This window comes from Enterobacter kobei, from assembly GCF_001729765.1.
In the GTDB taxonomy this organism is placed as follows: domain Bacteria; phylum Pseudomonadota; class Gammaproteobacteria; order Enterobacterales; family Enterobacteriaceae; genus Enterobacter; species Enterobacter kobei.
The window spans coordinates 868,538-892,810 of sequence record NZ_CP017181.1 but is presented as its reverse complement, the minus strand read 5'-3'; the positions used below and the strand labels follow the sequence as shown (position 1 = coordinate 892,810).

22 protein-coding genes and 1 tRNA gene are annotated in these 24,273 nt (G+C 55.3%); 5 read left to right on the top strand and 18 right to left on the bottom strand.

Going from position 1 to position 24,273, the window contains the following annotated elements:
* Positions 1–78: 78 nt before the first annotated feature.
* The 3 genes from BFV64_RS04220 to proB all read right to left on the bottom strand — a co-directional run bounded on the left by BFV64_RS04220 (position 79) and on the right by proB (position 2,634).
* Positions 79–154 (bottom strand) — tRNA-Thr (locus BFV64_RS04220).
* Between the two features lie 111 nt (positions 155–265).
* Positions 266–1,519, bottom strand: coding sequence for a glutamate-5-semialdehyde dehydrogenase (gene proA / locus BFV64_RS04215; protein ID WP_045281951.1), 1,254 nt, complete (start codon positions 1,517–1,519; stop codon positions 266–268).
* An 11-nt stretch (positions 1,520–1,530) separates the two neighbouring features.
* Entirely contained in the window at positions 1,531–2,634 is a 1,104-nt protein-coding gene (gene proB, locus BFV64_RS04210; protein ID WP_014882684.1) for a glutamate 5-kinase, read from the bottom strand.
* A gap of 305 nt (positions 2,635–2,939) precedes the next feature.
* Between proB and phoE the strand changes: the two genes are divergently transcribed.
* Complete coding sequence (gene phoE, locus BFV64_RS04205) at positions 2,940–3,992, top strand: phosphoporin PhoE (RefSeq protein ID WP_063667288.1); 1,053 nt, start codon at positions 2,940–2,942, stop codon at positions 3,990–3,992.
* 113 nt (positions 3,993–4,105) lie between these two features.
* On the opposite strand, the gene crl is transcribed toward phoE, so the two are convergent.
* From crl to gpt, 3 genes are all read right to left on the bottom strand, one after another.
* Positions 4,106–4,507, bottom strand: a complete 402-nt coding sequence (gene crl / locus BFV64_RS04200; protein WP_014882682.1) for a sigma factor-binding protein Crl — start codon at positions 4,505–4,507, stop codon at positions 4,106–4,108.
* 57 nt (positions 4,508–4,564) lie between these two features.
* The gene (frsA, locus tag BFV64_RS04195; RefSeq protein WP_014882681.1) at positions 4,565–5,809 is read right to left on the bottom strand and encodes an esterase FrsA; all 1,245 of its coding nucleotides are present in this window, start codon (positions 5,807–5,809) and stop codon (positions 4,565–4,567) included.
* A 104-nt stretch (positions 5,810–5,913) separates the two neighbouring features.
* Complete coding sequence (gpt, locus tag BFV64_RS04190; protein ID WP_003863205.1) at positions 5,914–6,372, bottom strand: xanthine phosphoribosyltransferase; 459 nt, start codon at positions 6,370–6,372, stop codon at positions 5,914–5,916.
* A gap of 260 nt (positions 6,373–6,632) precedes the next feature.
* Between gpt and pepD the strand changes: the two genes are divergently transcribed.
* A complete protein-coding gene (gene pepD, locus BFV64_RS04185; RefSeq protein ID WP_014882680.1) occupies positions 6,633–8,090 on the top strand; it encodes a cytosol nonspecific dipeptidase in 1,458 nt (485 codons plus the stop codon).
* Positions 8,091–8,171: 81 nt separating this feature from the next.
* Here pepD and BFV64_RS04180 read toward each other — a convergent pair whose 3' ends face one another.
* The 9 genes from BFV64_RS04180 to BFV64_RS04140 all read right to left on the bottom strand — a co-directional run bounded on the left by BFV64_RS04180 (position 8,172) and on the right by BFV64_RS04140 (position 16,648).
* Entirely contained in the window at positions 8,172–9,329 is a 1,158-nt protein-coding gene (locus BFV64_RS04180) for a DDE-type integrase/transposase/recombinase (protein WP_045282386.1), read from the bottom strand.
* A 113-nt stretch (positions 9,330–9,442) separates the two neighbouring features.
* A complete protein-coding gene (dinB, locus tag BFV64_RS04175) occupies positions 9,443–10,501 on the bottom strand; it encodes a DNA polymerase IV (protein ID WP_023332160.1) in 1,059 nt (352 codons plus the stop codon).
* Positions 10,502–10,608: 107 nt separating this feature from the next.
* Positions 10,609–10,809: a (Na+)-NQR maturation NqrM gene (gene nqrM / locus BFV64_RS04170; protein ID WP_069601720.1), complete on the bottom strand. Its 201-nt coding sequence runs from the start codon at positions 10,807–10,809 to the stop codon at positions 10,609–10,611.
* 2 nt (positions 10,810–10,811) lie between these two features.
* On the bottom strand, positions 10,812–12,035 hold the full coding sequence (nqrF, locus tag BFV64_RS04165) for an NADH:ubiquinone reductase (Na(+)-transporting) subunit F (protein ID WP_047343779.1): 1,224 nt from the start codon (positions 12,033–12,035) through the stop codon (positions 10,812–10,814).
* Between the two features lie 10 nt (positions 12,036–12,045).
* Positions 12,046–12,642, bottom strand: coding sequence for an NADH:ubiquinone reductase (Na(+)-transporting) subunit E (gene nqrE / locus BFV64_RS04160; protein WP_006810004.1), 597 nt, complete (start codon positions 12,640–12,642; stop codon positions 12,046–12,048).
* A 6-nt stretch (positions 12,643–12,648) separates the two neighbouring features.
* Complete coding sequence (locus BFV64_RS04155) at positions 12,649–13,287, bottom strand: NADH:ubiquinone reductase (Na(+)-transporting) subunit D (RefSeq protein ID WP_014882676.1); 639 nt, start codon at positions 13,285–13,287, stop codon at positions 12,649–12,651.
* Positions 13,280–14,074, bottom strand: a complete 795-nt coding sequence (locus tag BFV64_RS04150) for a Na(+)-translocating NADH-quinone reductase subunit C (RefSeq protein ID WP_014882675.1) — start codon at positions 14,072–14,074, stop codon at positions 13,280–13,282. The genes BFV64_RS04155 and BFV64_RS04150 overlap by 8 nt, the downstream gene beginning before the upstream one ends.
* Positions 14,067–15,302, bottom strand: a complete 1,236-nt coding sequence (locus BFV64_RS04145; RefSeq protein WP_014882674.1) for an NADH:ubiquinone reductase (Na(+)-transporting) subunit B — start codon at positions 15,300–15,302, stop codon at positions 14,067–14,069. Before BFV64_RS04145 ends, BFV64_RS04150 begins: the two co-directional genes overlap by 8 nt.
* Positions 15,303–15,304: 2 nt before the next feature.
* A complete protein-coding gene (locus tag BFV64_RS04140) occupies positions 15,305–16,648 on the bottom strand; it encodes a Na(+)-translocating NADH-quinone reductase subunit A (RefSeq protein ID WP_023332159.1) in 1,344 nt (447 codons plus the stop codon).
* Positions 16,649–16,946: 298 nt separating this feature from the next.
* On the opposite strand from BFV64_RS04140, the gene dpaA reads away from it, so the two are divergent.
* On the top strand, positions 16,947–17,687 hold the full coding sequence (dpaA, locus tag BFV64_RS04135; protein ID WP_014882672.1) for a peptidoglycan meso-diaminopimelic acid protein amidase: 741 nt from the start codon (positions 16,947–16,949) through the stop codon (positions 17,685–17,687).
* On the opposite strand, the gene BFV64_RS04130 is transcribed toward dpaA, so the two are convergent.
* On the bottom strand, positions 17,658–18,425 hold the full coding sequence (locus tag BFV64_RS04130; RefSeq protein WP_014882671.1) for a class II glutamine amidotransferase: 768 nt from the start codon (positions 18,423–18,425) through the stop codon (positions 17,658–17,660). The genes dpaA and BFV64_RS04130 overlap by 30 nt on opposite strands.
* A gap of 46 nt (positions 18,426–18,471) precedes the next feature.
* Positions 18,472–19,050, bottom strand: a complete 579-nt coding sequence (gene lpcA / locus BFV64_RS04125; protein WP_069601719.1) for a D-sedoheptulose 7-phosphate isomerase — start codon at positions 19,048–19,050, stop codon at positions 18,472–18,474.
* 239 nt (positions 19,051–19,289) lie between these two features.
* Between lpcA and fadE the strand changes: the two genes are divergently transcribed.
* Positions 19,290–21,734: an acyl-CoA dehydrogenase FadE gene (gene fadE / locus BFV64_RS04120; protein WP_069601718.1), complete on the top strand. Its 2,445-nt coding sequence runs from the start codon at positions 19,290–19,292 to the stop codon at positions 21,732–21,734.
* 108 nt (positions 21,735–21,842) lie between these two features.
* Complete coding sequence (locus tag BFV64_RS04115) at positions 21,843–22,613, top strand: amidohydrolase (protein ID WP_014882669.1); 771 nt, start codon at positions 21,843–21,845, stop codon at positions 22,611–22,613.
* Positions 22,614–22,667: 54 nt separating this feature from the next.
* On the opposite strand, the gene BFV64_RS04110 is transcribed toward BFV64_RS04115, so the two are convergent.
* Positions 22,668–24,269: a gamma-glutamyltransferase family protein gene (locus tag BFV64_RS04110; protein ID WP_069601717.1), complete on the bottom strand. Its 1,602-nt coding sequence runs from the start codon at positions 24,267–24,269 to the stop codon at positions 22,668–22,670.
* Between the last annotated feature and the right edge of the window lie 4 nt (positions 24,270–24,273).

Sequence of the window (24,273 nt, the reverse complement as noted above, 5' to 3'; positions counted from 1 at the left end):
AAGCTGGACAAACAAAACAGCCAATACAGCGAAAAATAAGGAAAAATGGAGAATTAGGGAGGGTGGCGGATGAAAAAATGGTGCCGATAATAGGAGTCGAACCTACGACCTTCGCATTACGAATGCGCTGCTCTACCAACTGAGCTATATCGGCCCTGAGAGGCCGGTTACGAGTGTAACCACGGTGCAAAAGGTTAGATCTAACCGGGTGATGCGTCAATGCCCTTTTGAATCAAACGGCTATTTTTGCATCACCCGTGATTATTTACGCACGAATTGTATCGTCACCGAAGCCGATCCACTTGTACGTGGTCAGAGCTTCGAGGCCCATCGGACCGCGCGCGTGCAGTTTCTGCGTGCTGACCGCCACTTCTGCGCCAAGTCCAAACTGGCCACCGTCGGTGAAGCGCGTTGAGGCGTTGACATACACCGCAGAGGAGTCTACTTCGTTCACGAAGCGATCGGCATTGCGCAGCGTACGCGTCAGGATCGCGTCAGAATGCTGGGTACCATGCTCACGGATGTGGGCAATTGCGTCATCGAGATCGCTAACAATCTTCACGTTCAGATCCAGCGACAGGAACTCGTCATCGTACTGCTCCGCTTTGACAGGCACTACCTTAGCCGGGCCATCCTGGAGCAGTGTGAGCGCATTGGCATCCGCGTGCAGCGTTACGCCGCTCTCCGCCATCTGTTTGCTCAGCGCCGGGAGGAAGGTATTTGCAATACCCTGATGCACCAGCAGCGTTTCCACAGTGTTACAGGTACTTGGACGCTGAGTTTTGGCGTTAACGATAATCTTCAGAGCCGGGGCGATCTCTGCGCTGTCATCGACAACGATATGGCATACGCCGATACCGCCTGTAATGACCGGAATAGTGGACTGTTCACGGCACAGCTTGTGCAGACCTGCGCCACCGCGTGGGATCAGCATGTCGATGTATTTATCCATGCGCAGCATTTCGTTGACCAGCGCACGGTCTGGGCTCTCGATCGCCTGCACGGCTCCCGCCGGTAAGCCACACTCTTCCAGCGCCTGCTGAATTACGTTTACCGTCGCGGCGTTGGTGCGCCAGGTCTCTTTTCCGCCGCGCAGAATGGCAGCGTTACCGGTTTTCAGGCACAGAGAGGCAACGTCAACCGTCACGTTTGGACGGGCTTCATAAATCACACCGATGACGCCGAGCGGCACGCGGCGACGCTCCAGACGCAAACCGCTGTCAAGCAGCCCACCGTCAATCACCTGCCCTACCGGGTCAGCCAGATTACAAACCTGACGGACATCATCAGCGATGCCTTTCAGGCGCGCTGGCGTCAGTGCCAGGCGGTCGAGCATCGCTTCGCTCAGGCCGTTTTCACGCGCCTCAGCTAAATCTTGTTCGTTGGCTCGCAGGATCTCAGCGGATTGCGATTCCAGATAATCAGCGATTTTTTCCAGCACGCGGTTTTTCTCACGGCTGGAAAGGAGCGCCAGTTTGTAAGAGGCGGCCTTCGCGGCTGCGCCCATTTGTTCCAGCATGTTCTGGCTCCTTAACGAATAATCATGTCATCGCGGTGAACGGCAACCGGGCCATATTCATAGCCCAGAATGGCGTCGATCTGCTGCGAATGGTGGCCCGCAATGCGGCGCAGCGCGTCGCTGTTATAGCGGCTTACGCCGTGGGCGATGTCGCGACCTTCAAGGTTACGGATGCGGATCACTTCACCACGGGAGAAGTTGCCTGTCACGCTTTTAATTCCTTTAGGAAGCAATGAACTCCCTCGTTCCAGAATCGCCGCCGTCGCGCCTTCATCAACGGTGAGCTCACCGGCAGGAGGCGCGCCAAATATCCAGCGCTTGCGGTTTTCCAGCGGGGATTCCTGCGCGTGGAAGCGGGTGCCGACAGAGATGCCTTCCATCACGTCACCAATCACGCCCGGACGGCTGCCCGCCGCAATAATGGTGTCGATACCGGCACGGCACGCCACGTCAGCAGCCTGCAGCTTGGTTCCCATGCCACCGGTTCCCAGGCCTGAAACGCTGTCACCCGCGATGGCACGTAGCGCATCGTCGATGCCATGAACGTCGGTGATCAGTTCGGCTTCCGGGTTGGAGCGCGGATCGGCGGTAAACAGCCCTTGCTGATCGGTCAGAAGCAGGAGTTTATCAGCTCCGGCCAGAATGGCGGCCAGCGCAGAGAGATTATCGTTATCCCCCACTTTGATTTCAGCGGTGGCAACGGCATCGTTTTCGTTGATGACGGGAACAATGTTGTTGTCCAGCAGCGCGCGCAGGGTGTCGCGCGCGTTCAGGAAGCGCTCTCTGTCTTCCATATCCGCGCGCGTCAGCAGCATCTGCCCGACGTGAATACCATAGATGGAGAACAGCTGTTCCCAGAGTTGAATGAGTCGGCTTTGTCCCACGGCGGCCAGCAGCTGTTTAGAGGCGATCGTCGCGGGGAGTTCGGGATAACCCAGATGTTCACGCCCGGCGGCAATCGCCCCGGAAGTCACAATCACAATACGATGCCCTGCGGCATGCAGTTGAGCGCACTGACGTACAAGCTCAACAATGTGGGCGCGATTTAGGCGGCGCGATCCGCCTGTTAACACACTGGTACCGAGTTTTACCACCAGCGTCTGGCTGTCACTCATGATTCTCTGCCGTTCAACGATAAGGGAAAGTAATGTCGAACGAACGTTTTAACAGGAGTCAGCCCGGTTGCCAACTGCCTTAGTACATCACAAAGCACTTTGTTGCGCGGGATCAGGAAGCGTAGCGGCAAAATTTGACGGATTTATTACCGAAATAATAAATCACAGTTTTTTAAAATTATTCTTAGTTTGTCATAAAAGTTTCATTCCAGAACGATAAAACCCTTCCTGTTTTTTCACGGGACTTAAGCATGAGCTTATCGTCCAGCGAATTTTTTTAGCGCGTTTATAAGACAGGATCGAAAATGAAAAAGAGCACTCTGGCATTAGTGGTTATGGGCGTGGTGGCTTCTGCATCCGTTCACGCAGCTGAAGTTTATAATAAAAACGGTAATAAACTGGACGTGTACGGCAAAGTTAAAGCGATGCACTATATCAGCGATGATGACACCAAAGATGGTGACCAGACGTACGTTCGCTTCGGTTTTAAAGGTGAAACCCAGATTAACGATCAGCTGACGGGCTATGGCCGTTGGGAAGCTGAATTTGCCGGTAACAAAGCCGAAAGCGACTCTTCTCAGAAAACACGCCTGGCATTTGCGGGTCTGAAACTGAAAGACTTTGGTTCCCTGGATTATGGTCGTAACCTGGGTGCGCTTTACGACGTCGAAGCGTGGACCGATATGTTCCCTGAGTTCGGCGGCGACTCTTCCGCACAGACCGACAATTTTATGACCAAGCGTGCCAGCGGTCTTGCAACCTACCGTAACACCGATTTCTTCGGTGCGATTGATGGCCTGGACATGACGCTGCAGTACCAGGGCAAAAACGAAAACCGTGACGCCAAAAAACAGAACGGTGACGGTTTCGGTACCTCTCTGACCTATGACTTCGGCGGCAGCGATTTCGCCGTCAGCGGCGCGTACACCAACTCTGACCGCACCAACGCACAGAACCTGCTGGCGCGTGGTCAGGGCCAGAAAGCGGAAGCCTGGGCTACCGGTCTGAAATACGACGCGAACGATATTTATCTGGCAGCCATGTATTCCGAAACCCGCAATATGACGCCAATTTCCGGCGGCTTTGCTAATAAAGCGCAGAACTTTGAAGTTGTTGCACAATATCAGTTCGATTTCGGCCTGCGCCCGTCTCTGGGCTATGTCCAGTCTAAAGGCAAGGATATCGAAGGGATTGGTGACGAAGACCTGGTGAAATATATCGATGTCGGCGCTACCTATTACTTCAACAAAAATATGTCCGCATTTGTTGATTATAAAATCAACCAGATTGACGACGATAATAAACTGGCCGTAAGCAGCGATGATATTGTTGCGCTGGGTATGACGTACCAGTTCTAAGATAATCCGAATAAGAAAATCCCGGCAGATGTGCCGGGATTTTTTTTGCCCGAAATGAATGCTGTCTGATGCCCTCACCCCGGCCCTCTCCCACAGGGAGAGGGAGAAAAGCATTACGCGGTCAGCTTCACCGCTTCGCTGGAAAAGTTATCCGCGGGTTCGAACTTCAGCTCCAGAGAGGCCAGCAGTGCGCTCGCTTTGTCGTGGAACTCTTTGAGGGTATATTCCAGGCGATCAATCACTTCCTGATCGTTGATGGTGGTGGCCTGCCAGTTGCCGTCTTTATTAAACAGGCCAAACTGGTAGCTATAGGTAAAACGTTTCTCCTCAGCTTCCATTTCCATCCACCAGCCCCAGAATTCACGTTTTTCGGGTGCAGGCTTCACGTTGACGCAAACAGCCAGGCAGTCGAAAAAAAAGCGATTCTCTTCACACTGCTCTTCTCGAATATACGGGCCGAGAGCCATAAATTTCTTAATCAGCCTACTTTTCGGGTGTCCACTCGGTAACGTCATTGCGATCTCCTTTTGTGAAGCCACTGTTTTACCAAACCAGCAAAATTTAGCAATCTATTAACACAATCTCTGAGCGATCCAGCGCGTAATCTCTTTCAGTGCTTTGTCGAAATTCTGATATACCGGGCTGAACGGCACCTCAAGCAATTTGCCATCCGCAGATGACGAAGTGATTAAGCGTGACTCTTCCTCCGGGCTGAACGGATCGTTTTTCCAGAAGCCGGACAACATCGGCGTCGGGCAACGGCGTCCCAGCAAACCTTGCGTTTTTAACGAGTAACGATTGAGCTCAACGCGCAGCGCTTCATCTGATGCATCATGCATGCCAAGGCGGCTGGCCAGCACGTCAAGGTACATTTCCGGCACGCTGCCCTGACGGGCAGGATCGCTAAGCAGGGCGTGGACTACCGGGCCCAGGCACGCGACGGCCTTCAGGCGCGATGATTCAAGGTAAGCCAGACGCACTGCGACGTTCGCCCCAAAGCGGAAGCCGAATGCCGCCACGCGGGTGTGGTCAACCCAAGGAATGTTTTCCAGCGCTTTTAGCGCATGCTGGTGCAGCAGACTGGAATCCTGAGTCAGCTTCCATTTGGATGAGAAACCAATTGAAGGCATATCAAGCGTCAACATCGCGATCCCTTTTGGTGCGAAGTAACGCTCATACAGGCTGTAATAGTCGATTTGCAGCGAATCCAGCCCGCCGCACATCAGGACGGTCGGGAACGGGCCGTCTCCTTCAGGCATATGAAGGAAGCCGGTGACGGGCGCACCGCCGGGAATGGTGAACTCCAGTTCGCGCATCTGGCCCGGAAGGCGCTGAGCCGCTTCTTCATAGGCTCGGTTCGCCAGCGCCTGAGCCTGCTCAGCCAGCTCATCACCTTTTAAATGCGGGTAGGCGGCAATGGCGTAGAGATTGGCCGCATGGAGCCAGTGCTTGCCGCTCCGCGTAGCATCTTCCTCCTGGCTGGCTTTTTGCTGCCAGAGCATCGCCTGTTTAGACCATTCATAGATCCAGTTGCCGCCGCGATAGCCGACCACCGTGTCGTAGAGTTCGCTGTCGGTGCGCTCCGACTCGCTCATGACGATACGCGCCTGCACATCCAGGATTTCACGCGGATCAATACCGCGCCAGATCCACATCAGGCGGTTAATCATGCGATACCAGTGGGGGACGTTTTTGCCGTCTAAGGCAGACTGGACGGCAGGCTGGATACCCGGATTGAACCGACGGACCAGCGTCGACGTTTCAGGGTGTTTGAAACGGGGTTTGAAGAGTGTCTCGGTGAGATTCGCCTGCGTCATTGCGTTGCCTCCATGGATACGTCATATAACGTCCATTGTAACGCGTGGCAGGATAAAAAGAACAACGCCCGACATAGCCGGGCGTGTAAAGTTACGTGCGGAAATTAACGACCTGAAATAGGCGGTACAAAGACCACGCCCATATCCCATGGCTGTTCAATCCAGGTATCCTGAGGGATATCAATCACGTAATCGTCAACCAGTGGGCGACCCGCCGGTTTCGCGAAGATAGTGACGAAATGCGCTTTTGGATACATTTCGCGGATAGCCACCGCGGTACCACCGGTGTCCACCAGATCGTCGATGACGATAAAGCCTTCACCGTCGCCTTCAGCGCGTTTCAGCACTTTCAGCTCACGCTGGTTGTCGTGGTCATAGCTGGAGATGCAAACGGTATCGACATGACGAATACCCAGCTCACGTGCCAGCAGCGCCCCCGGTACCAGACCGCCACGGCTGACGGCAATAATGCCTTTCCACTGTTCGGAAGGCATCAGACGCGCAGCCAGTTTGCGGGCGTGAATCTGCAACATGTCCCAGGTGACGACGTATTTTTCGCTCATGTGAAGTGTCCCAGCCTGTTTTTATACGGCTTAAAAAGTGTTCGAGGGGGAAATAGGTTGCGCGAGATTATAGAGATCTGACGCACTAAAAACCAGTGTTTAGCGCCCTCTGCCTGAGTTTTTACATGCTTTATGCTACCAGCCCGCAGAGAAAGTGGTATTCTCAGTTGCATCTCGCAAGCCTGTCTTGTGGTAACTATTAACCTGCTAACCCTGTGACCTGCAACCTTGTTTGCAGAGCATCGACAAGGAGACTTATCGTGTCTGAACTGTCTCAATTATCTCCGCAGCCGCTGTGGGATATTTTTGCCAAAATCTGTTCCATTCCACACCCTTCCTATCATGAAGAACAGCTTGCCGAACATATTATGGGTTGGGCGAAGGAAAAAGGTCTGCACGCTGAACGCGACCAGGTTGGCAACATTCTTATCCGTAAACCGGCCACCGCAGGCATGGAAAACCGCAAACCGGTTGTCCTGCAGGCGCACCTGGACATGGTGCCACAGAAAAACAACGATACCGTTCACGATTTCACTAAAGACCCGATCCAGCCCTACATCGACGGCGACTGGGTGAAAGCGCGCGGCACCACCCTGGGTGCAGATAACGGCATCGGCATGGCCTCTGCGCTGGCCGTGCTGGCGGATGACAGCGTTGAGCACGGTCCGCTGGAAGTGCTGCTGACCATGACCGAAGAAGCGGGCATGGACGGCGCATTCGGTCTGCAGGCGAACTGGCTGCAGGCTGATATCCTGATCAACACTGACTCCGAAGAAGAAGGTGAGATCTACATGGGCTGCGCGGGCGGGATTGATTTCATCTCTACCCTACCACTGTCACGCGAAGCGGTGCCTGCGGGTTACCAGACCTTCAAGCTGACGCTGAAAGGGCTAAAAGGCGGCCACTCCGGCGGCGATATCCACCTGGGCCTGGGCAACGCCAACAAACTGCTGGCACGCTTCCTGGCGGGCCACGCGGCTGAGCTGGATCTGCGCCTGGTAGACTTCAACGGCGGTACCCTGCGCAACGCGATCCCACGCGAAGCCTTCGCCACCGTTGCAGTACCTGCAGCAAAAGCGGACGAGCTGAAAAAACTCTCCAGCGTCTACCTGGATATCCTGAAAAACGAACTGTCAGCGAAAGAGAAAAACCTGACCGTGGTGCTGGAATCTGTTACTACCGACAAAGCCGCGCTGACCGTGCAGTCTCGTGACACCTTTGTTCAGTTGCTGAACGCGACGCCAAACGGCGTGATCCGCAACTCTGACGTGGCGAAAGGCGTGGTAGAAACCTCACTGAACGTGGGCGTGGTCACCATGAGCGACGACAGTGCAGAAATTATCTGCCTGATCCGTTCCCTGATCGACAGCGGTAAAGAGTACGTGGTGAGCATGCTGGAATCTCTGGGGACGCTGGCGGGTGCCAAAACCTCCGCTAAAGGCAGCTACCCGGGCTGGCAGCCGGATGCCAGTTCTCCGGTGATGGCGCTGGTGCGCGAAACCTATCAGCGTCTGTTCAACAGCACGCCGAACATTCAGGTGATCCACGCGGGTCTGGAGTGTGGTCTGTTCAAGAAACCGTATCCGAACATGGACATGGTCTCTATCGGGCCAACCATTACCGGGCCGCACTCGCCGGATGAGCAAGTTCATATCGAAAGCGTGGGCCATTACTGGACCCTGCTGACCGAGTTGCTAAAGGCGATTCCTGCTAAGTAATTCGTCGTCTGTTGCCCGGTGGCGCTGCTGTATGACCGGATACATAGGTGACAGATCAGACCGGGAACATAGGTAACACTTTTAGTCTATCCGGAGCACACTCTGGGTTTTTCGGTCGTAGTACGCAAGCGTTATCCCATTAAAGATGATGGCCTCAAGGCCATCATCTTGTTCTTCCAGCATGATGTACTCCCCAGTCAGTGCTTCACTCAGGAACACCGTACCCTTTTTTCCCATATAGAGGGTCCCCCTCGATTTCACCCTGTAGACTGTACCTCCTTCCGGATAAGCATATTCAGGAACACGGCCATCCCAGTGTCGGTTTGAGGGTTGCCATACCGTTCCGGGCGTTGCTCCCGCCAGTGCTTCATGCGGCCTTTCGTAGTTAAATTCTTTCCGGTAGTCACTGAACCACCGCTGTTGTTCTTCCATCGTCATGAAGGTGTTGCCCTGTTTCACCGCACTTTTCAGGGAGCGGTGCATTCGCTCATGGCGGCCATTTTCTTCCGGATGCCCCTTTCTGATACGCTCCGGCCTGATGCCCAGCTTGATTAGCCAGACGGCAAGACGACTTAATCCGGCTATTCCTGTTCCCGCGAAGGGCTGGCCGTTATCGGTTCTAAGCACTTCCGGCAGACCATATTCCAGGAACGCATCCGTCAGGCACTCTCTGACAAAGGGTTCACTCTCACGGTGTGTTCCCCGGCAGCTGAGCAGATACCGGCTGTGATTATCGGTCAGGGTGAAAGGATGGCAGTACTCTCTGCTGAGCAGCCTGAACTTGCCTTTAAAATCAGCGCTCCAGACCTGATTGTTCTCACTGATGATGGTCAGGGGCTGGCGATTGCCTGGTGTTCTGCGTTTTCGTTTTTTATCCGGAACCAGGCCTTCGCGCTTGAGGATATCGCCGATAGTGCTGGCGGCAGGTACGGTAAAATCGACGTGATGATTGAGCAACCACATCCGCAGTTTTTTTGGCCCCCAGTCAGGGTGTTTTTGACGCAGGGCAGTCAGGTGTCCGGCGATATCATCAGGAACCGTCCGGGAGTGGGAGCGTGGCGCACGCGACCGGTCCGAGAGAGATGACAGGTCAGAAGGGTCAAAACGCTGAAGCCATTTATAGCCGGTTTTACGGCTGATGCCAAAAAGACGGCAAAGCGCGGAGAAGGAGTCCGTACCTGCATGGCAGGCACGGATAAAATCAAGGCGTTGCATAGGTCGGGTCTCAGTCCAGGGCATAGCGAGTCTCCTCTTCTATGCCAGTTATAACTGTTACCCATGTATCCGGTCTAAAGTGTTACCCATGTTTCCGGTTCATACCCTACGCTTACCGGGCCTACGATTGGCGTAATCTACAATCCCAAAACCAACTGACGCTCTAACTGCGGATCCAACAGTGTGACGTGCAGCCCCACCAGCCGTACTCCGCGCCCTGCCCGCCGTTCTTCCCATGCTTTTTTTGCCGTCGCGATAAGATCGTCTCTGTTCAGACGCGGCCAGACGTGCTCCTGCGTAGTCTGCTGGAAGTCGTTAAACTTGAGCTTCACGCCCTGCCGGGCGATGAGCAGATCGGGCTTAACCTTCGCTAAGCGCCTTTCCAGCTCAGGATAAAGCTGTTCAGTGATGATGAATTCACATTCGGACCAGTCGTGAATATCTTCCATCAGCGTGCGTTCAACACCAACCGATTTACGCAACCGCTCGCTGCTTACGCTGCGTTCATCAATGCCCTGACTGCGTTCCCACAGCACGCGACCAAACTTTCCGAAACGCTTGAGTAGCATAGCCAGATCGCTTCGCTGCACATCTTCGCAGGTGCGTAATCCCATACTTTCCAGCTTCGCGGCGGAGACTTTGCCTACGCCGGGGATTTTGCCAAGCGGAAGCGTTTTCAAAAACGCAGGCACCTCTTCGGGGGTAATGACGTACTGACCGTTGGGTTTATTTAAATCGGAGGCGATTTTAGCGAGAAATTTTACCGGCGCGACCCCTGCCGATGCGGTGAGATTCAGCTCGCTGGAAATAGTCTGGCGGATCTCCTGCGCCATCAGGGTGGCGGAGCCGTGACAGTGAAGGCTGTCGGTGACGTCAAGATAGGCTTCGTCCAGGGATAGCGGCTCAATCAGTGAGGTATAGCGTGAGAAGATTTCCCGTATATGGTTCGACGCTTCTTTATAGGCTTCAAAGCGCCCAGGCAAAAGGGTGAGGTGCGGGCAGAGTTTTAACGCCATCGCCGTCGGCATGGCGCTGCGCACGCCAAATTTGCGCGCAGGGTAGTTGGCGGTGCTGATCACCCCACGCTGTACGCGGCTGCCGCCAATGGCGATGGGGATATCCCGCAGCGCCGGGTTGTCACGCATCTCCACTGCGGCAAAAAAGCAGTCCATATCGACATGGATTATTTTGCGCATAGTAAGCCCTCACTCATCACTGGATAAGTATACAGTAAACAAATGAGGGTTGAGAAGTGTACGTGGGAATTGTCGGGTGGCGGCTTCGCCTTACCCGACTAACAAGACTAAATAATGCGCTGCTGTTCGAGGGCCATTCTTTTTTTCCGCGCATCGCACGGTTCCGGGCAGTCGCAGACCTTTTCCATTCCGAGAGAAGAGATCCCGCCGCAGCTGCCCTGAATGCTTTTACGCTTGATGATCCAGCCTAATGACATGCCGAATACCACCAGCACAAACACCGCAAAGGTCGCCAGAAAGGTCAACATGATCAGCCTCCAAAATCATCAAGGAGGATGTTCTCATCTTCCACGCCGAGATCTTTCAGCATCTTTATCACAGCGGCGTTCATCATTGGCGGACCACACATGTAGAACTCGCAGTCTTCTGGTGCCGGGTGCTGTTTGAGGTAATTTTCATACAGCACGTTGTGGATGAAGCCCGTATAGCCTGTCCAGTTATCTTCCGGCTGCGGGTCGGAAAGCGCCACGTGGAAGGTAAAGTTAGGGTTCTCACGCGCCAGCTGTTCGAACTCATCGTCATAGAACATTTCGCGCAGGGAACGCGCCCCATACCAGAAGCTGATCTTACGCGTGCTCCCAAGACGCTTGAGCTGGTCAAAGATGTGTGAGCGCATTGGCGCCATACCCGCGCCCCCGCCGATAAAGACCATTTCTGCGTCGGTATCTTTGGCAAAGAACTCCCCGAACGGACCGGAGATGGTGACTTTGTCGCCAGGCTTGAGGGACCAGATGTACGACGACATCACGCCCGGCGGGGCATGTGGCACGTTTGGCGGCGGAGTGGCGATACGCACGTTGAGCATAATGATGCCCTTCTCTTCCGGGTAGTTAGCCATGGAATAGGCGCGAAGCGCGGGCTCTTTGACCTCGGAAACAAAGCGGAAGAGATTAAATTTATCCCAGTCGGCACGGTACTCTTCAGGCACCTCGAAGTCGGCATACGCCACGGTGTGTGCCGGACAATCAATCTGGATATAGCCACCCGCACGGAACGGGACGCTCTCCCCTTCAGGCACACGCAGCTTAAGCTCTTTAATGAAGGTGGCTTTGTTATCGTTAGAGATAACCTCGCACTCCCATTTTTTCACGCCGAAGATCTCTTCCGGCAGCTCAATCTTCATATTCTGACGCACCGCGACCTGGCATGCCAGACGACAACCCTCTTTCGCTTCACGTTTCGTAATATGCGACAGTTCTGTGGGCAGAATATCACCGCCCCCCTCTTTCACCGTCACACGGCACTGCCCGCATGAGCCGCCGCCACCGCAGGCTGACGAGACAAAGATCCCGTTGCCGGAGAGCGTATTAAGCAGTTTATCCCCTGCCGGGGTACGGATCTGATTCTGGGGATCGTCATTGATATCAATGACCACATCACCGGAATTGACCAGCTTCGCGCGCGCCGCCAGAATCAGCCCTGAGAGCACCAGTACTATCAGCGTGAACATCACCACGCCAAGAATAATTTCCATCTTTTAGCCCTTATAGCTGCACACCGGAGAAGGACATAAAGCCCAACGCCATCAGGCCGGTGGTGATAAAGGTGATCCCTAAGCCACGCAGCCCGGCAGGGACGTTGGCATATTTCATTTTTTCGCGGATCCCCGCCATGGTAACAATCGCCAGCATCCAGCCGATACCGGATCCAAAGCCATACACCACGGATTCACTGAAGTTGTAATCACGCTGAACCATGAATGAGACGCCACCAAAGATGGCACAGTTTACGGCGATGAGCGGCAGGAAGATCCCCAGCGCGTTGTACAGCGACGGGAAATACTTATCGAGGATCATCTCCAGGATTTGCACCAGCGCCGCAATTACCCCGATAAAGGTGATGAAGTTCAGGAAGCTGAGATCAATCCCCTCCACCAGCGCACTGTCCCGCAGCACAAAGTTGAACACCAGGTTGTTAATCGGAACGGAAAGCCCCAACACCACGGTGACCGCCACGCCCAGACCAAATGCCGTCGAGACCTTTTTGGAAACGGCAAGGAACGTACACATGCCCAGGAAGAAGGCGAGCGCCATGTTTTCAACAAACACCGCGCGCACAAATAAACTCAGGTAATGAGCCATTGTCGGTTACTCCTTTTCCTGCTGTTCGGGCTTCAACGTACGAATCAGCCAGATCAGCAAACCGATAATGAAAAATGCGCTTGGGGCCAGCAGGAACAGTCCGTTTGGCAGATACCAGCCGCCGTTCTGTACCGTGTCCAGCACCGTGATGCCAAACAGCTTGCCGCTGCCAATAAGCTCGCGCAGGAAACCGACCGTCAGCAGGATCACGCCGTAGCCCAGACCGTTGCCGATCCCATCCATAAAGCTCGCCAGCGGCGGCATTTTCATGGCGTAGGCTTCAGCGCGTCCCATCACGATACAGTTGGTGATAATCAGGCCGACAAACACCGAAAGCTGCTTCGAGGTTTCATAAGCAAACGCGCGCAGCAGCTGATCGACGACGATCACCAGCGAAGCGATGATCGCCATCTGGACGATGATCCTTACGCTGTTGGGTATGTGGTGGCGGATCATTGAGATAAACATGCTGGAGAACGCTGTCACCAGCGTAACTGCCAGCGTCATCACTACCGCCGTTTCCAGTTTGGTCGTCACCGCCAGGGCAGAGCAAACGCCCAGCACCTGTAGCGTTATCGGGTTATTGGCTAAAAGTGGGCCAATCAGTACCTTTTTAACTTCTTTCAGTTCACCCGTATCAGCCATTGTTTAGCGCTCCTTCACGTACGTTTTTCAGGAAGGGACCAAAGCCCAGTTCACCCATCCAGAAATCAAAACTGTGCTGCACACCGTTAGAGGTGAGCGTGGCCCCGGAAAGGCCGTCAACGGCGAAGTCATCACCGGGACGCGCGCCCCCTTTCACCACCTTAAGCGCAGGCTGACCGTTATCGTCGAGTACTTTTTTACCGACAAACTGCGCACGCCAGTTAGGGTTCTCAACTTCGCCACCCAGCCCCGGCGTTTCGCCCTGATCATAATAAGTAATGCCTTTGACCGTGCGGCCATCGGTGTCCAGCGCCACAAAGGCGTACATCATTGACCACAAGCCGTTACCATAGATGGGTAAAACCACTTCCTGCACGCGTTTTTGCTCGTCACGAACGAGATAAATCTCCGCAATATTGCTGCGGCGCTTAATCCCTGCCGGATCCTGAGAGGCATCAAGCGAAGTGCTCATCTGCGGATCTTTCAGCGCCAGCGCCTGGTTATATTTCGCCGGGTCTTTATCCATCAGTTCACCGGTTTTTAAATTCACCAGCCGTGCGGTAATGCGTTCAGCAAACACGGCTGAGACGTCGTCCTTCGTCATGCCTTCCTGCATCAGCCCGGCCACGGCCAGGATGTTACGCTGTTTATCCAGCGCCCGTTGCTCCTGCTGCAGCGGTTTTAACCCGACGGCAGAACCGGCGACGACAATGGAACAGACCAGGCAAAGCACCAGAACCACCAGCAATGTTTTGCTGATGCTGTCGTTATTTTTGACTTCAGCCACGCGCCTTCCTCCGCTTAATGTTGGCGCGCACGACCAGATAGTCGAACAGCGGCGCAAACAGATTGGCAAACAGAATGGCCAACATCATCCCTTCCGGATAGGCCGGGTTGACCACGCGAATCAATACACACATCACCCCAATGAGCGCGCCGTAACACCATTTACCTCTGTCGGTAAACGAGGCTGAGACGGGATCGGTGGCCATGAACATCATGCCAAACGCAAAACCGCCCAGCACAAGGTGCCAGTACCACGGCATAGAGAACATCGGGTTCGTGTTTGAACCAATGAGATTGAACAGGGTGGCAGTAAGCACCATCCCGAGCATCACGCCTGCGACGATGCGCCAGGAGGCCACGCGACCAAAGAGAATGATCGCCCCACCGAGCAAAATCATCAGGGTAGACACTTCCCCGATGGAGCCCGGGATGTTGCCAATAAACGCATCAAACCAGGTCACCGGCTGGCCGGTCGCATTATTGACCAGCGTTTCACCGCCGCCTGCCGCCCACTGGGAAAGGGGGGTCGCACCAGAGAAACCGTCCGCAGCCGTCCACACCAGGTCACCTGAGATCTGCGCCGGGTAGGCAAAGAACAGGAACGCACGCCCCGCCAGCGCCGGGTTCAGGAAGTTACGCCCGGTCCCGCCGAAGATCTCTTTGGCAATCACGACGCCAAAGCTTATCCCCAACGCCGCCTGCCAGAGTGGCAGCGTAGGTGGCACAATCAGCGCAAACAGGATAGAGGTAACAAAGAAGCCCTCGTTAATCTCGTGTTTGCGGATGATGGCGAACAGCACTTCCCAGAAACCGCCCACGATAAAGACAGTCATATAAATCGGCAGGAAGAATACCGCCCCCAGCGTCATCATGCTGAGCCAGCCCGCGTCCGCCGCGAAGCTCACGCCTAACGACTGTGCCAGGCGGTAGTGCCAGTCAGACTGAATGACCTGCGCCAGCTGCTGCGCATCATAGAGATGATGCAGCGCCGGAATGGTTTGCAGACCCACGTTGTACATACCCCAGAACATGGCCGGGAAGACCGCAAACCACACCAGGATCATCATGCGTTTCAGGTCGATGGCATCGCGAACGTGCGCCGCCCCTTTCGTCACCAGACCCGGCGTGTAGAAAATGGTCGTCGTCGCTTCGTACAGCGGGTAGTACTTCTTCAGTTTACCCTCGGTAAAATGCGGCTCTATTTTTTCAAAGAGGTGTTTTAAGCCCATCGTTATCCTTCCTGCTCAATGCGGGTTAACACCTCGCGCAATACGGGTCCATATTCGTATTTACCTGGACACACATAGGTACACAGCGCCAAATCTTCTTCATCCAGCTCGAGACAGCCCAGCGCCTGCGCGCCGTCGGTATCACCGGCAAGGAGATCGCGCAGCAGCACGGTGGGCAGAATGTCCAGCGGCATCACGCGTTCGTAGTTGCCAATCGGGACCATTGCGCGCTCACCGCCGTTCGTGCTGGTGGAGAAATTAAAGAGCTTATGACGCAGGAAGTGACCCAGCGTAGTGCGGGTCACGGAGTATTTCTCTGCACCCGGCAGCACCCAGCCGAACAGCTCTTTCTCACGCCCTTCCTGCACAACGCTCACCTGAAGATGGAAACGGCCCAGGTACGCATGCGCATCAACTGCGCGGCGCCCACTGAGTACTGAACCGGAAATCAGGCGGTTTTCACCCTCTTTCGTTTCCCCGGAAAGCAGGTCATTAAGATCGGCTCCCAGAAGCGTTTTTACCAGGCGCGGGTTTGCAGCCTGCGGACCGCCGATAGCGATGACCCGTTCAGCGCAGAGAACGCCAGTGGTAAAGAGCTTACCAATGGCAATGACGTCCTGATAATTAAGATGCCAGACCTGTTTTTTCAGACTCACCGGCTCAAGGAAGTGAATATGGGTGCCGACCAGCCCAGCCGGATGTGGACCCGAAAATTCATTAAACGTGACCTGCCCCTGCGGATGGCCGCCAAGCTTGCCACCGCCGGCCTGGCAGACGTGAACTTTTCCGGGCGTCAGGCGCGTTAAAACCGTCAGCCCGGCATCGAAGGCTTTACGCTGCGCCAGAATAACGGGCTGCGGGTCTGCGCTGAGCGGGTTGGTGTCGATGGCCGTCACGAATATGGCAGCCGGGGCCGTATCAGGAGCGGGGGATTTGCTGAAAGGACGCGTGCGAAGTGCCGTCCACAAACCGGATGCCAGCAGTTGAGCCTGCACAGTTTCCCGGCTAAGCGACGCGAGTTCTGCGGCGTCGTAATGGGCAAACTCACGCTGTTCATCGCCTTCAATGCGGATCACCACCGACTGAAGGACACGGCGCTCGCCACGATTGATAGCCACAACGGTGCCGCTGGCGGGAGCAGTGAACAGCACGCCGGGATTTTTTTTATCCTCAAAGAGCGCCTGCCCTTTGATAACGCGATCGCCCTCCTGAACCAGCATAGAGGGGCGCATTCCCAGATAATCGTCGCCGACGATGGCGACATGACGGACACTTGCACCGGGCGAAACGTGCTGCTCGGGCACGCCTGCAATCGGCAGATTAAGTCCTTTTTTTATTTTAAACATGTGGTTAGCAGGTTTCCATAAACAACAATCCAGTGGGCGCGAAGTGTACCATTTTCCCCTTCTCACGGGCAGGGGATCCGCCTGCGGGTGCGCCAAATTGCGAGCTAATACGCAAAGTTCCTGGAGCCAGCGTGATTTTGATGGTTTATAAAGTAAAACTAATTTGTAAACTCATCGCCCGACTCTTGCGAAAATCTATAGCGGTGCTAATGTGAGCGCTCCTAACAGAATAATCTGATTTTGGGTCTCTTTTGCCGCCCTGGCAAGTTGGTCTACGTTTTATCAAGGAACTTGTAGTATGCGTAAAATCGCATTGTTCATTGCGATGCTTCTGATTCCGTGCATGTCGTTTGCCGGGCTGCTCAGCAGCAACAGCTCCACGACGCCGATCAGCAAAGAATATAAACAGCAGTTAATGGGATCGCCGGTTTATATTCAAATCTTCAAGGAAGAACGCACGCTCGATCTATTTGTGAAAATGGGCGAGACATATCAGCTGCTTGATAGCTACAAAATTTGTAATTACTCCGGCGGGCTGGGGCCAAAACAGCGCCAGGGTGATTTTAAAAGTCCGGAAGGGTTTTATAACGTTCAGCGTAGCCAGCTCAAACCGGACAGCCGCTTCTATAAAGCCATTAACATCGGTTTCCCCAATGCCTATGACCGTGCTCACGGTTATGAAGGGAAATACCTGATGATCCACGGTGCCTGCGTGTCTATCGGCTGTTATGCGATGACCGATGCCGGCATTGATGAAATTTTCCAGTTCGTAACAGGCGCGCTGGTGTTCGGGCAGCCTAACGTTCAGGTCAGCATTTATCCGTTCCGTATGACGGATGCCAACATGGCCCGCCATAAGTACTCCTATTACGCCGATTTCTGGAAACAGCTGAAGCCGGGTTACGACTACTTTGAGCAGACCCACAAGCCGCCTGTGGTTTCTATCGTAGATGGCCGTTACGTGGTCAGCAAACCGCTGAGCCACGAAGTCGTCCATCCACAGCTGGCGTCAAATTACACGGTCCCCGAGACAAAATAGCACCCACTCGCCTGGCATGATCTTTTGCCAGGCTTCGTTGCCCGTCAGCGGCTGCGTCGCAATGACTGTGACCACATCGTTCGGTGTGGTCTCTTTCTGAAAGTCTATCTCCACATCCTGATCGAGCAGCTTTGCAACGCCAAACGGCGCACGGCGCGTGATCCAGAACAGGTTCGTCGAACAGAACGCCATGACATAGCGTCCGTCTGACAGCAGCATGTTAAACACGCCTTTTTCACGTAGCTCGGATGCCAGCGTCGCGATGTATTTAAACACGGCGGTCATGTTGCCGGGCGTACGAGGATAACGTTCCGTCAGCTTGTGCAGTAGCCAGCAGAAGGCTTTTTCGCTATCCGTTTCGCCGACCGGGCGGAAATTCCCCGTCTCCAGCGACTTATAGCCCGTCAGTTGCCCGTTGTGCGCGTAGGTCCAGTTTCGCCCCCACAGTTCACGGGTAAACGGATGGGTATTTTCCAGCGCCACTTCGCCGCGGTTTGCCTGACGGATATGCGCAATCACCGAGCGGGACTTGATGGGATAGTCCTGCACCAGTTTGGCAATCGGTGAGTTATAGCTGGGCTGTGGATCTTTGAACGTGCGACACCCTTTGCCTTCGTAGAAGGTAATGCCCCAGCCGTCTTTATGCGGCCCAGTTCCTCCACCGCGCTGCACCAGCCCGGTGAAACTAAAGCAGATATCGGTTGGCACATTGGCGCTCATCCCGAGCAGTTCGCACATACATCACCTCCACAACAGCGGGGGCAAGAGTGCCCCCAGCGAAGTCTTACTTAACCATCTCTTTTTCGATCAGCTGGATCAGGATATGGATCACTTTGATGTGAATTTCCTGAATACGGTCAGCATAACCGAAGTGCGGAACGCGAATTTCGACATCCGCCGTACCGTCCATCTTACCGCCATCTTTACCGGTCAGGGTGATGACTTTCATCCCTTTTTCACGCGCGGCAGCGATCGCTTTGATCACGTTAGCGGAGTTACCGGAGGTCGAAATGCCCAGCAGCACGTCGCCTTCACGACCTACCGCTTCAACGTAGCGGGAAAAGATGTGGTCGTAACCGAAGTCATTGCCTACGCAGGAGATGTGGCTGACGTCGGAAATCGCAATCGCCGGGTAGCCCGGACGGTTTTCGCGATAGCGTCCGGTCAGCTCTTCTGCAAAGTGCATGGCATCACAGTGGGAACCACCGTTACCGCAGGAGAGCACTTTGCCGCCCGCTTTAAAGCTGTCGGCCAGCAGGACCGCCGCGCGCTGAATAGCGTGAATGTTGGCATCATCTTTCAGAAAGTTAGCCAGCGTTTCCGCCGCTTCGTTCAGTTCGTTACGAATAAGATCCTGGTACATGAGGATAATCCTTCAGTATTGATGAAATAACACAGTGGAGTGTACCGGATAGCGGGAAAAGCGAGAAGCTAAAGCCATGCGAATCCTCCGGCGTTTTGCTTTTTCGTGCCGGCGAAAACACGAACAATGTGAGCCCGGTTGTAATTATTTTGTAAACACATTGCTAAAGGAAATAACATCAACTACAACCATATCATCACAAGTGGTCAGACCTCCTACAAGCAAGGGAGCTTTTCTTTATGATGATTTTGAGCATTCTCGCAACTGTTGTACTGCTCGGTGTGTTGTTCTATCACCGCGTCAGTTTATTCCTGAGTAGTGTGATTCTGCTGGCCTGGACGGCTGCACTTGGCGTCGCTGGTCTGTGGAATATCTGGCTTTTAGTTCCGCTGGCCATCATTCTTCTGCCGTTTAACTTTACCCCGATGCGTAAGTCGATGATCTCCGCGCCGGTGTTCAAAGGCTTCCGCAAAGTGATGCCGCCAATGTCGCGGACTGAGAAAGAAGCGATTGATGCCGGTACCACCTGGTGGGAAGGCGACCTGTTCCAGGGCAACCCGGACTGGAAAAAGCTGCATAACTATCCGCAGCCGCGTCTGACCGCTGAAGAGCAGGCCTTTATTGACGGCCCGGTGGAAGAGGCGTGCCGCATGGCAAACGACTTTGCCATCACCCATGAAATGGCCGATCTGCCGCCAGAGCTGTGGGCGTATCTGAAAGAACATCGCTTCTTCGCGATGATCATCAAGAAAGAGTATGGCGGTCTGGAATTCTCCGCTTACGCTCAGGCTCGCGTCCTGCAAAAGCTGGCGGGCGTATCCGGGATCCTGGCGATTACCGTTGGCGTGCCTAACTCCTTAGGCCCGGGTGAACTGCTGCAGCATTACGGTACCGAAGAGCAGAAAGATCACTACCTGCCGCGTCTTGCGCGTGGTCAGGAAATCCCCTGCTTCGCGCTGACCAGCCCGGAAGCGGGTTCCGATGCAGGCGCGATCCCGGATACCGGCGTGGTCTGCATGGGCGAGTGGCAGGGCGAGCAGGTGCTGGGCATGCGCCTGACCTGGAACAAGCGTTATATCACCCTGGCGCCAATCGCCACCGTGCTGGGTCTGGCCTTTAAGCTCTCTGACCCGGAAAAACTGCTGGGCGGCGAAGAAGATCTGGGCATTACCTGTGCGCTGATCCCAACCTCTACCCCGGGCGTTGAAATTGGTCGCCGTCACTTCCCGCTGAACGTGCCGTTCCAGAACGGCCCAACCCGCGGTCAGGACATCTTTGTGCCGATTGATTACATCATCGGTGGTCCGAAAATGGCCGGTCAGGGCTGGCGTATGCTGGTGGAATGTCTGTCGGTTGGCCGCGGCATTACCCTGCCGTCGAACTCTACCGGTGGCCTGAAATCTGTGGCGATGGGGATTGGTGCATACGCCCACATCCGCCGTCAGTTCAAAATCTCCATTGGCAAGATGGAAGGTATCGAAGAGCCGCTGGCGCGTATCGCAGGTAATGCCTACGTGATGGATGCCGCCGCATCTTTGATTACCTACGGCATTATGCTGGGCGAAAAACCGGCCGTGCTGTCCGCGATTGTGAAATACCACTGTACCCACCGCGCGCAGCAGTCGATCATTGACGCGATGGATATCGCAGGCGGTAAAGGCATTATGCTCGGCGAAGGCAACTTCCTGGCGCGCGGCTATCAGGGCGCACCGATTGCCATCACCGTGGAAGGGGCAAACATCCTGACCCGCAGCATGATGATCTTCGGTCAGGGGGCGATTCGCTGCCATCCGTACGTGCTGGAAGAGATGGCCGCTGCGCAGAATAATGACGTGGATGCTTTCGATAAGCTGCTGTTCAAACATATCGGTCATGTGGGTAGCAACAAGGTGCATAGCTTCTGGCTCGGCCTGACGCGCGGTCTTACCAGCGCGACGCCAACCGGTGATGCGACCAAACGCTATTATCAGCATCTGAACCGTCTGAGCGCCAACCTGGCTCTGCTGTCGGATGTTTCCATGGCCGTTCTCGGCGGTAGCCTGAAGCGTCGCGAGCGTATATCTGCCCGTCTGGGGGATGTGCTGAGCCAGATCTTCCTGGCGTCTGCGGTCCTGAAGCGTTACGACGACGAAGGGCGTCAGGAAGCGGATCTGCCGCTGGTACACTGGGGCGTTCAGGATGCGATGTATCAGGCAGAACAGGCGATTGACGATCTGCTGGCGAACTTCCCGAACCGCTTTGTTGCGGGCGCCCTGCGCGTGGTGATCTTCCCGACCGGTCGTCACCACCTGGCACCGTCCGACAAGCTGGACCACAAAGTGGCGAAAATCCTGCAGGTACCGAGCGCGACACGCTCCCGTATCGGCCGTGGTCAGTACCTGGCCCCTACGCCACATAACCCGGTGGGTCTGCTGGAAGAGGCGCTGCTTGATGTAATGGCCGCCGACCCAATTCATCAGAAGATCTGCAAACAACTGGGCAAAAACCTGCCGTTCACCCGTCTGGATGAACTGGCGAAACAGGCGCTGTCAGGTGGCATTATCGATAATGCAGAAGCAGCAATTCTGGTGAAAGCCGAAGAGAGCCGTCTGCGCAGTATTAACGTCGATGATTTCGAACCGGACGAGCTGGCAACACAGCCGGTAAAGCTGCCAGAGAAGCACCGTAAACCTGAAGCGGCATAACCCGTTTCGTTCTGACAAACCCCGCCGCGCGCGGGGTTTTTTATTGCCACATTTTCTCGTAATGACGTGCTACAGTGTCAAAAAGGGGTCGTTTGAGGAGTCTGTATCGTGCCGGGTTTGAAGATTTCGATTTTGCAGCAACCTTTAGTGTGGATGGATGGCCCTGCCAACCTGCGCCACTTTGATCGTCAACTGGAAGAGATTACCGGACGAGATGTGATTGTCCTGCCGGAGATGTTCACCACCGGCTTCGCCATGGAAGCGGCTAAGCAATCAATGCCTCAGGATGACGTGGTCGCCTGGATGCATACCAAAGCGCAGCAAACAAACGCGCTGATCGCGGGTAGTGCCGCCCTGCAAACCGAGCGCGGGCCAGTGAACCGTTTTCTGCTGGTTGAGCCGGAAGGGAAAGTGCATTTTTACGATAAACGCCACCTGTTCCGCATGGCGGATGAGCATCATCACTATGAAGCGGGTAACGAGCGCGTGGTATTCGAGTGGCGCGGCTGGCGCATTCTGCCGCTGGTCTGCTACGACCTGCGCTTCCCGGTGTGGTCGCGCAACCGCAACGATTATGACCTGGCGCTGTATGTCGCCAACTGGCCAGCACCGCGCTCGCTGCACTGGCAGTCGCTGCTGGTGGCGCGCGCCATTGAGAACCAGGCGTATGTGGTGGGCTGTAACCGTGTGGGGACGGATGGCAACGGGCATCACTACCGCGGCGACAGCCGGGTGGTAAATCCGCAGGGCGAGATTATTGCGACTGCCGAGCCGCATCAGGCAACGCGAATTGATGCGGAGCTATCGTTGACCGCACTGAAGGAGTATCGGGAGAAGTTTCCGGCCTGGCAGGATGCGGATCCGTTTAGCATCGGGTAAAAAAAGCCGGGTGGCGGCTACGCCTTACCCGGCCTACAAATGTTGATCGCGCGTTTAACTCACCAACGCCTGCCCGTCTTTGCGGCTCTCCGTCGCAGCCACGTAATGCCCTTCCGGAAGGCGATAAATCACCTGCGCACCGCCGAAGTTATAATCCTGCAGCGGATCTTCCACCACGATCTGGTGTCCGCGTTCGCGCAGCGCGGCGATAGTATTGCGATCGAAGGTTGATTCGACGATCACTTCCCTGCCCTGCACCACGCGCCAGCGCGGAGCGTCAATCGCCGCCTGCGGGTTTTGCCCGTGCAGCATAATGCGCAGCGCCATCTGCATGTGTCCTTGCGCCTGCATCGGGCCGCCCATCACGCCGAAGGACATCAACGGCTTGCCGTTGCCGTCCATCGCAAAGCCCGGAATGATGGTGTGGAACGGACGCTTGCTGCCCGCCAGCGCGTTCGGATGATTAGGATCCAGCGAAAAACCACAGCCCCGGTTTTGCAGGCTAATCCCGGTGTCTGGCACCACAATCCCTGAACCAAACCCCATATAGTTGGACTGAATAAAGGAGACCATCATCCCGCTGGCATCCGCAGTGCTGATGTAGACCGTACCGCTCTGGGTGGGTGAACCGTAGACAAAATCAGAGGCGCTTTCGTGGTTGATAAGCGCCGCACGCGATTTCAGGTAATGATCGCTCAGCAGCTCTTTGGCCGCGAACGCCATATGATCTTCATCCGCCACGTAGCGGTCGAGATCCGCCAGCGCCAGCTTCATCGCTTCAATGGACAAATGCAGAGACTGCACGGAGTCCGGATGATGCTGCTCGATGCCGCACTGCTCCAGAATACCCAGCGCAATCAGCGTGGCGATCCCCTGGCCGTTTGGTGGCAGCTCCTGCACCGAACCACCCGCGAAGTCGCGTGACAGCATGTCTACCCAGTCCACGCGGTGGCTGGCGAGATCTGCAGCCGTCAAATGCGCGCCGTGTTCTTTGGCAAAGGCGGCAATTTTCTGCGCCAGCTCGCCGCGGTAAAACGCATCGCCGTTGGTTTTCGCTATCAGTTCCAGCGAATTCGCCTGCGCCGGGTTACGGAAGATCTCCCCCACTCGCGGCGCGCGGCCTTCCGGCGCGAAGCAGGCGCTGAAGCCAGGCTGATCTTTCAGTTTGTTGTAGCCGCGCAGCCAGAGATGGCCAATCAGCGGCGAAACCGGGAAACCGTTTCGCGCATAGTCAATGGCGGGCTGCGCCAGCGTGGTCAGCGGCAGCGTGCCGAAACGCTCTGCCAGTGCGACCCAGCCGGATACCGCACCGGGCACGGTCACGGCGTCCCAGCCGATTTCGGGTACCGCCGTTTTTCCGGCAAACAGATCTGCATGCCAGCTGGCCGGTGAGCGCCCCGACGCGTTCAGACCGTGAAGTTTTTCACCGTCCCAGACGATGGCAAAGGCATCACTGCCGATCCCGTTACCGGTCGGCTCGACTACCGTCAGCGCCATCGCGGTGGCAATCGCCGCATCAACAGCATTACCACCCAGCTGCAGCATTTTCATTCCTGCCTGCGCCGCCAGCGGTTGCGAAGTGGCAACGGCGTTATGGCCCATCATCGGCGGGCGTCGTGATTCGTAACCGGACGTAAAATCAAGCGCTTTGGTCATCATG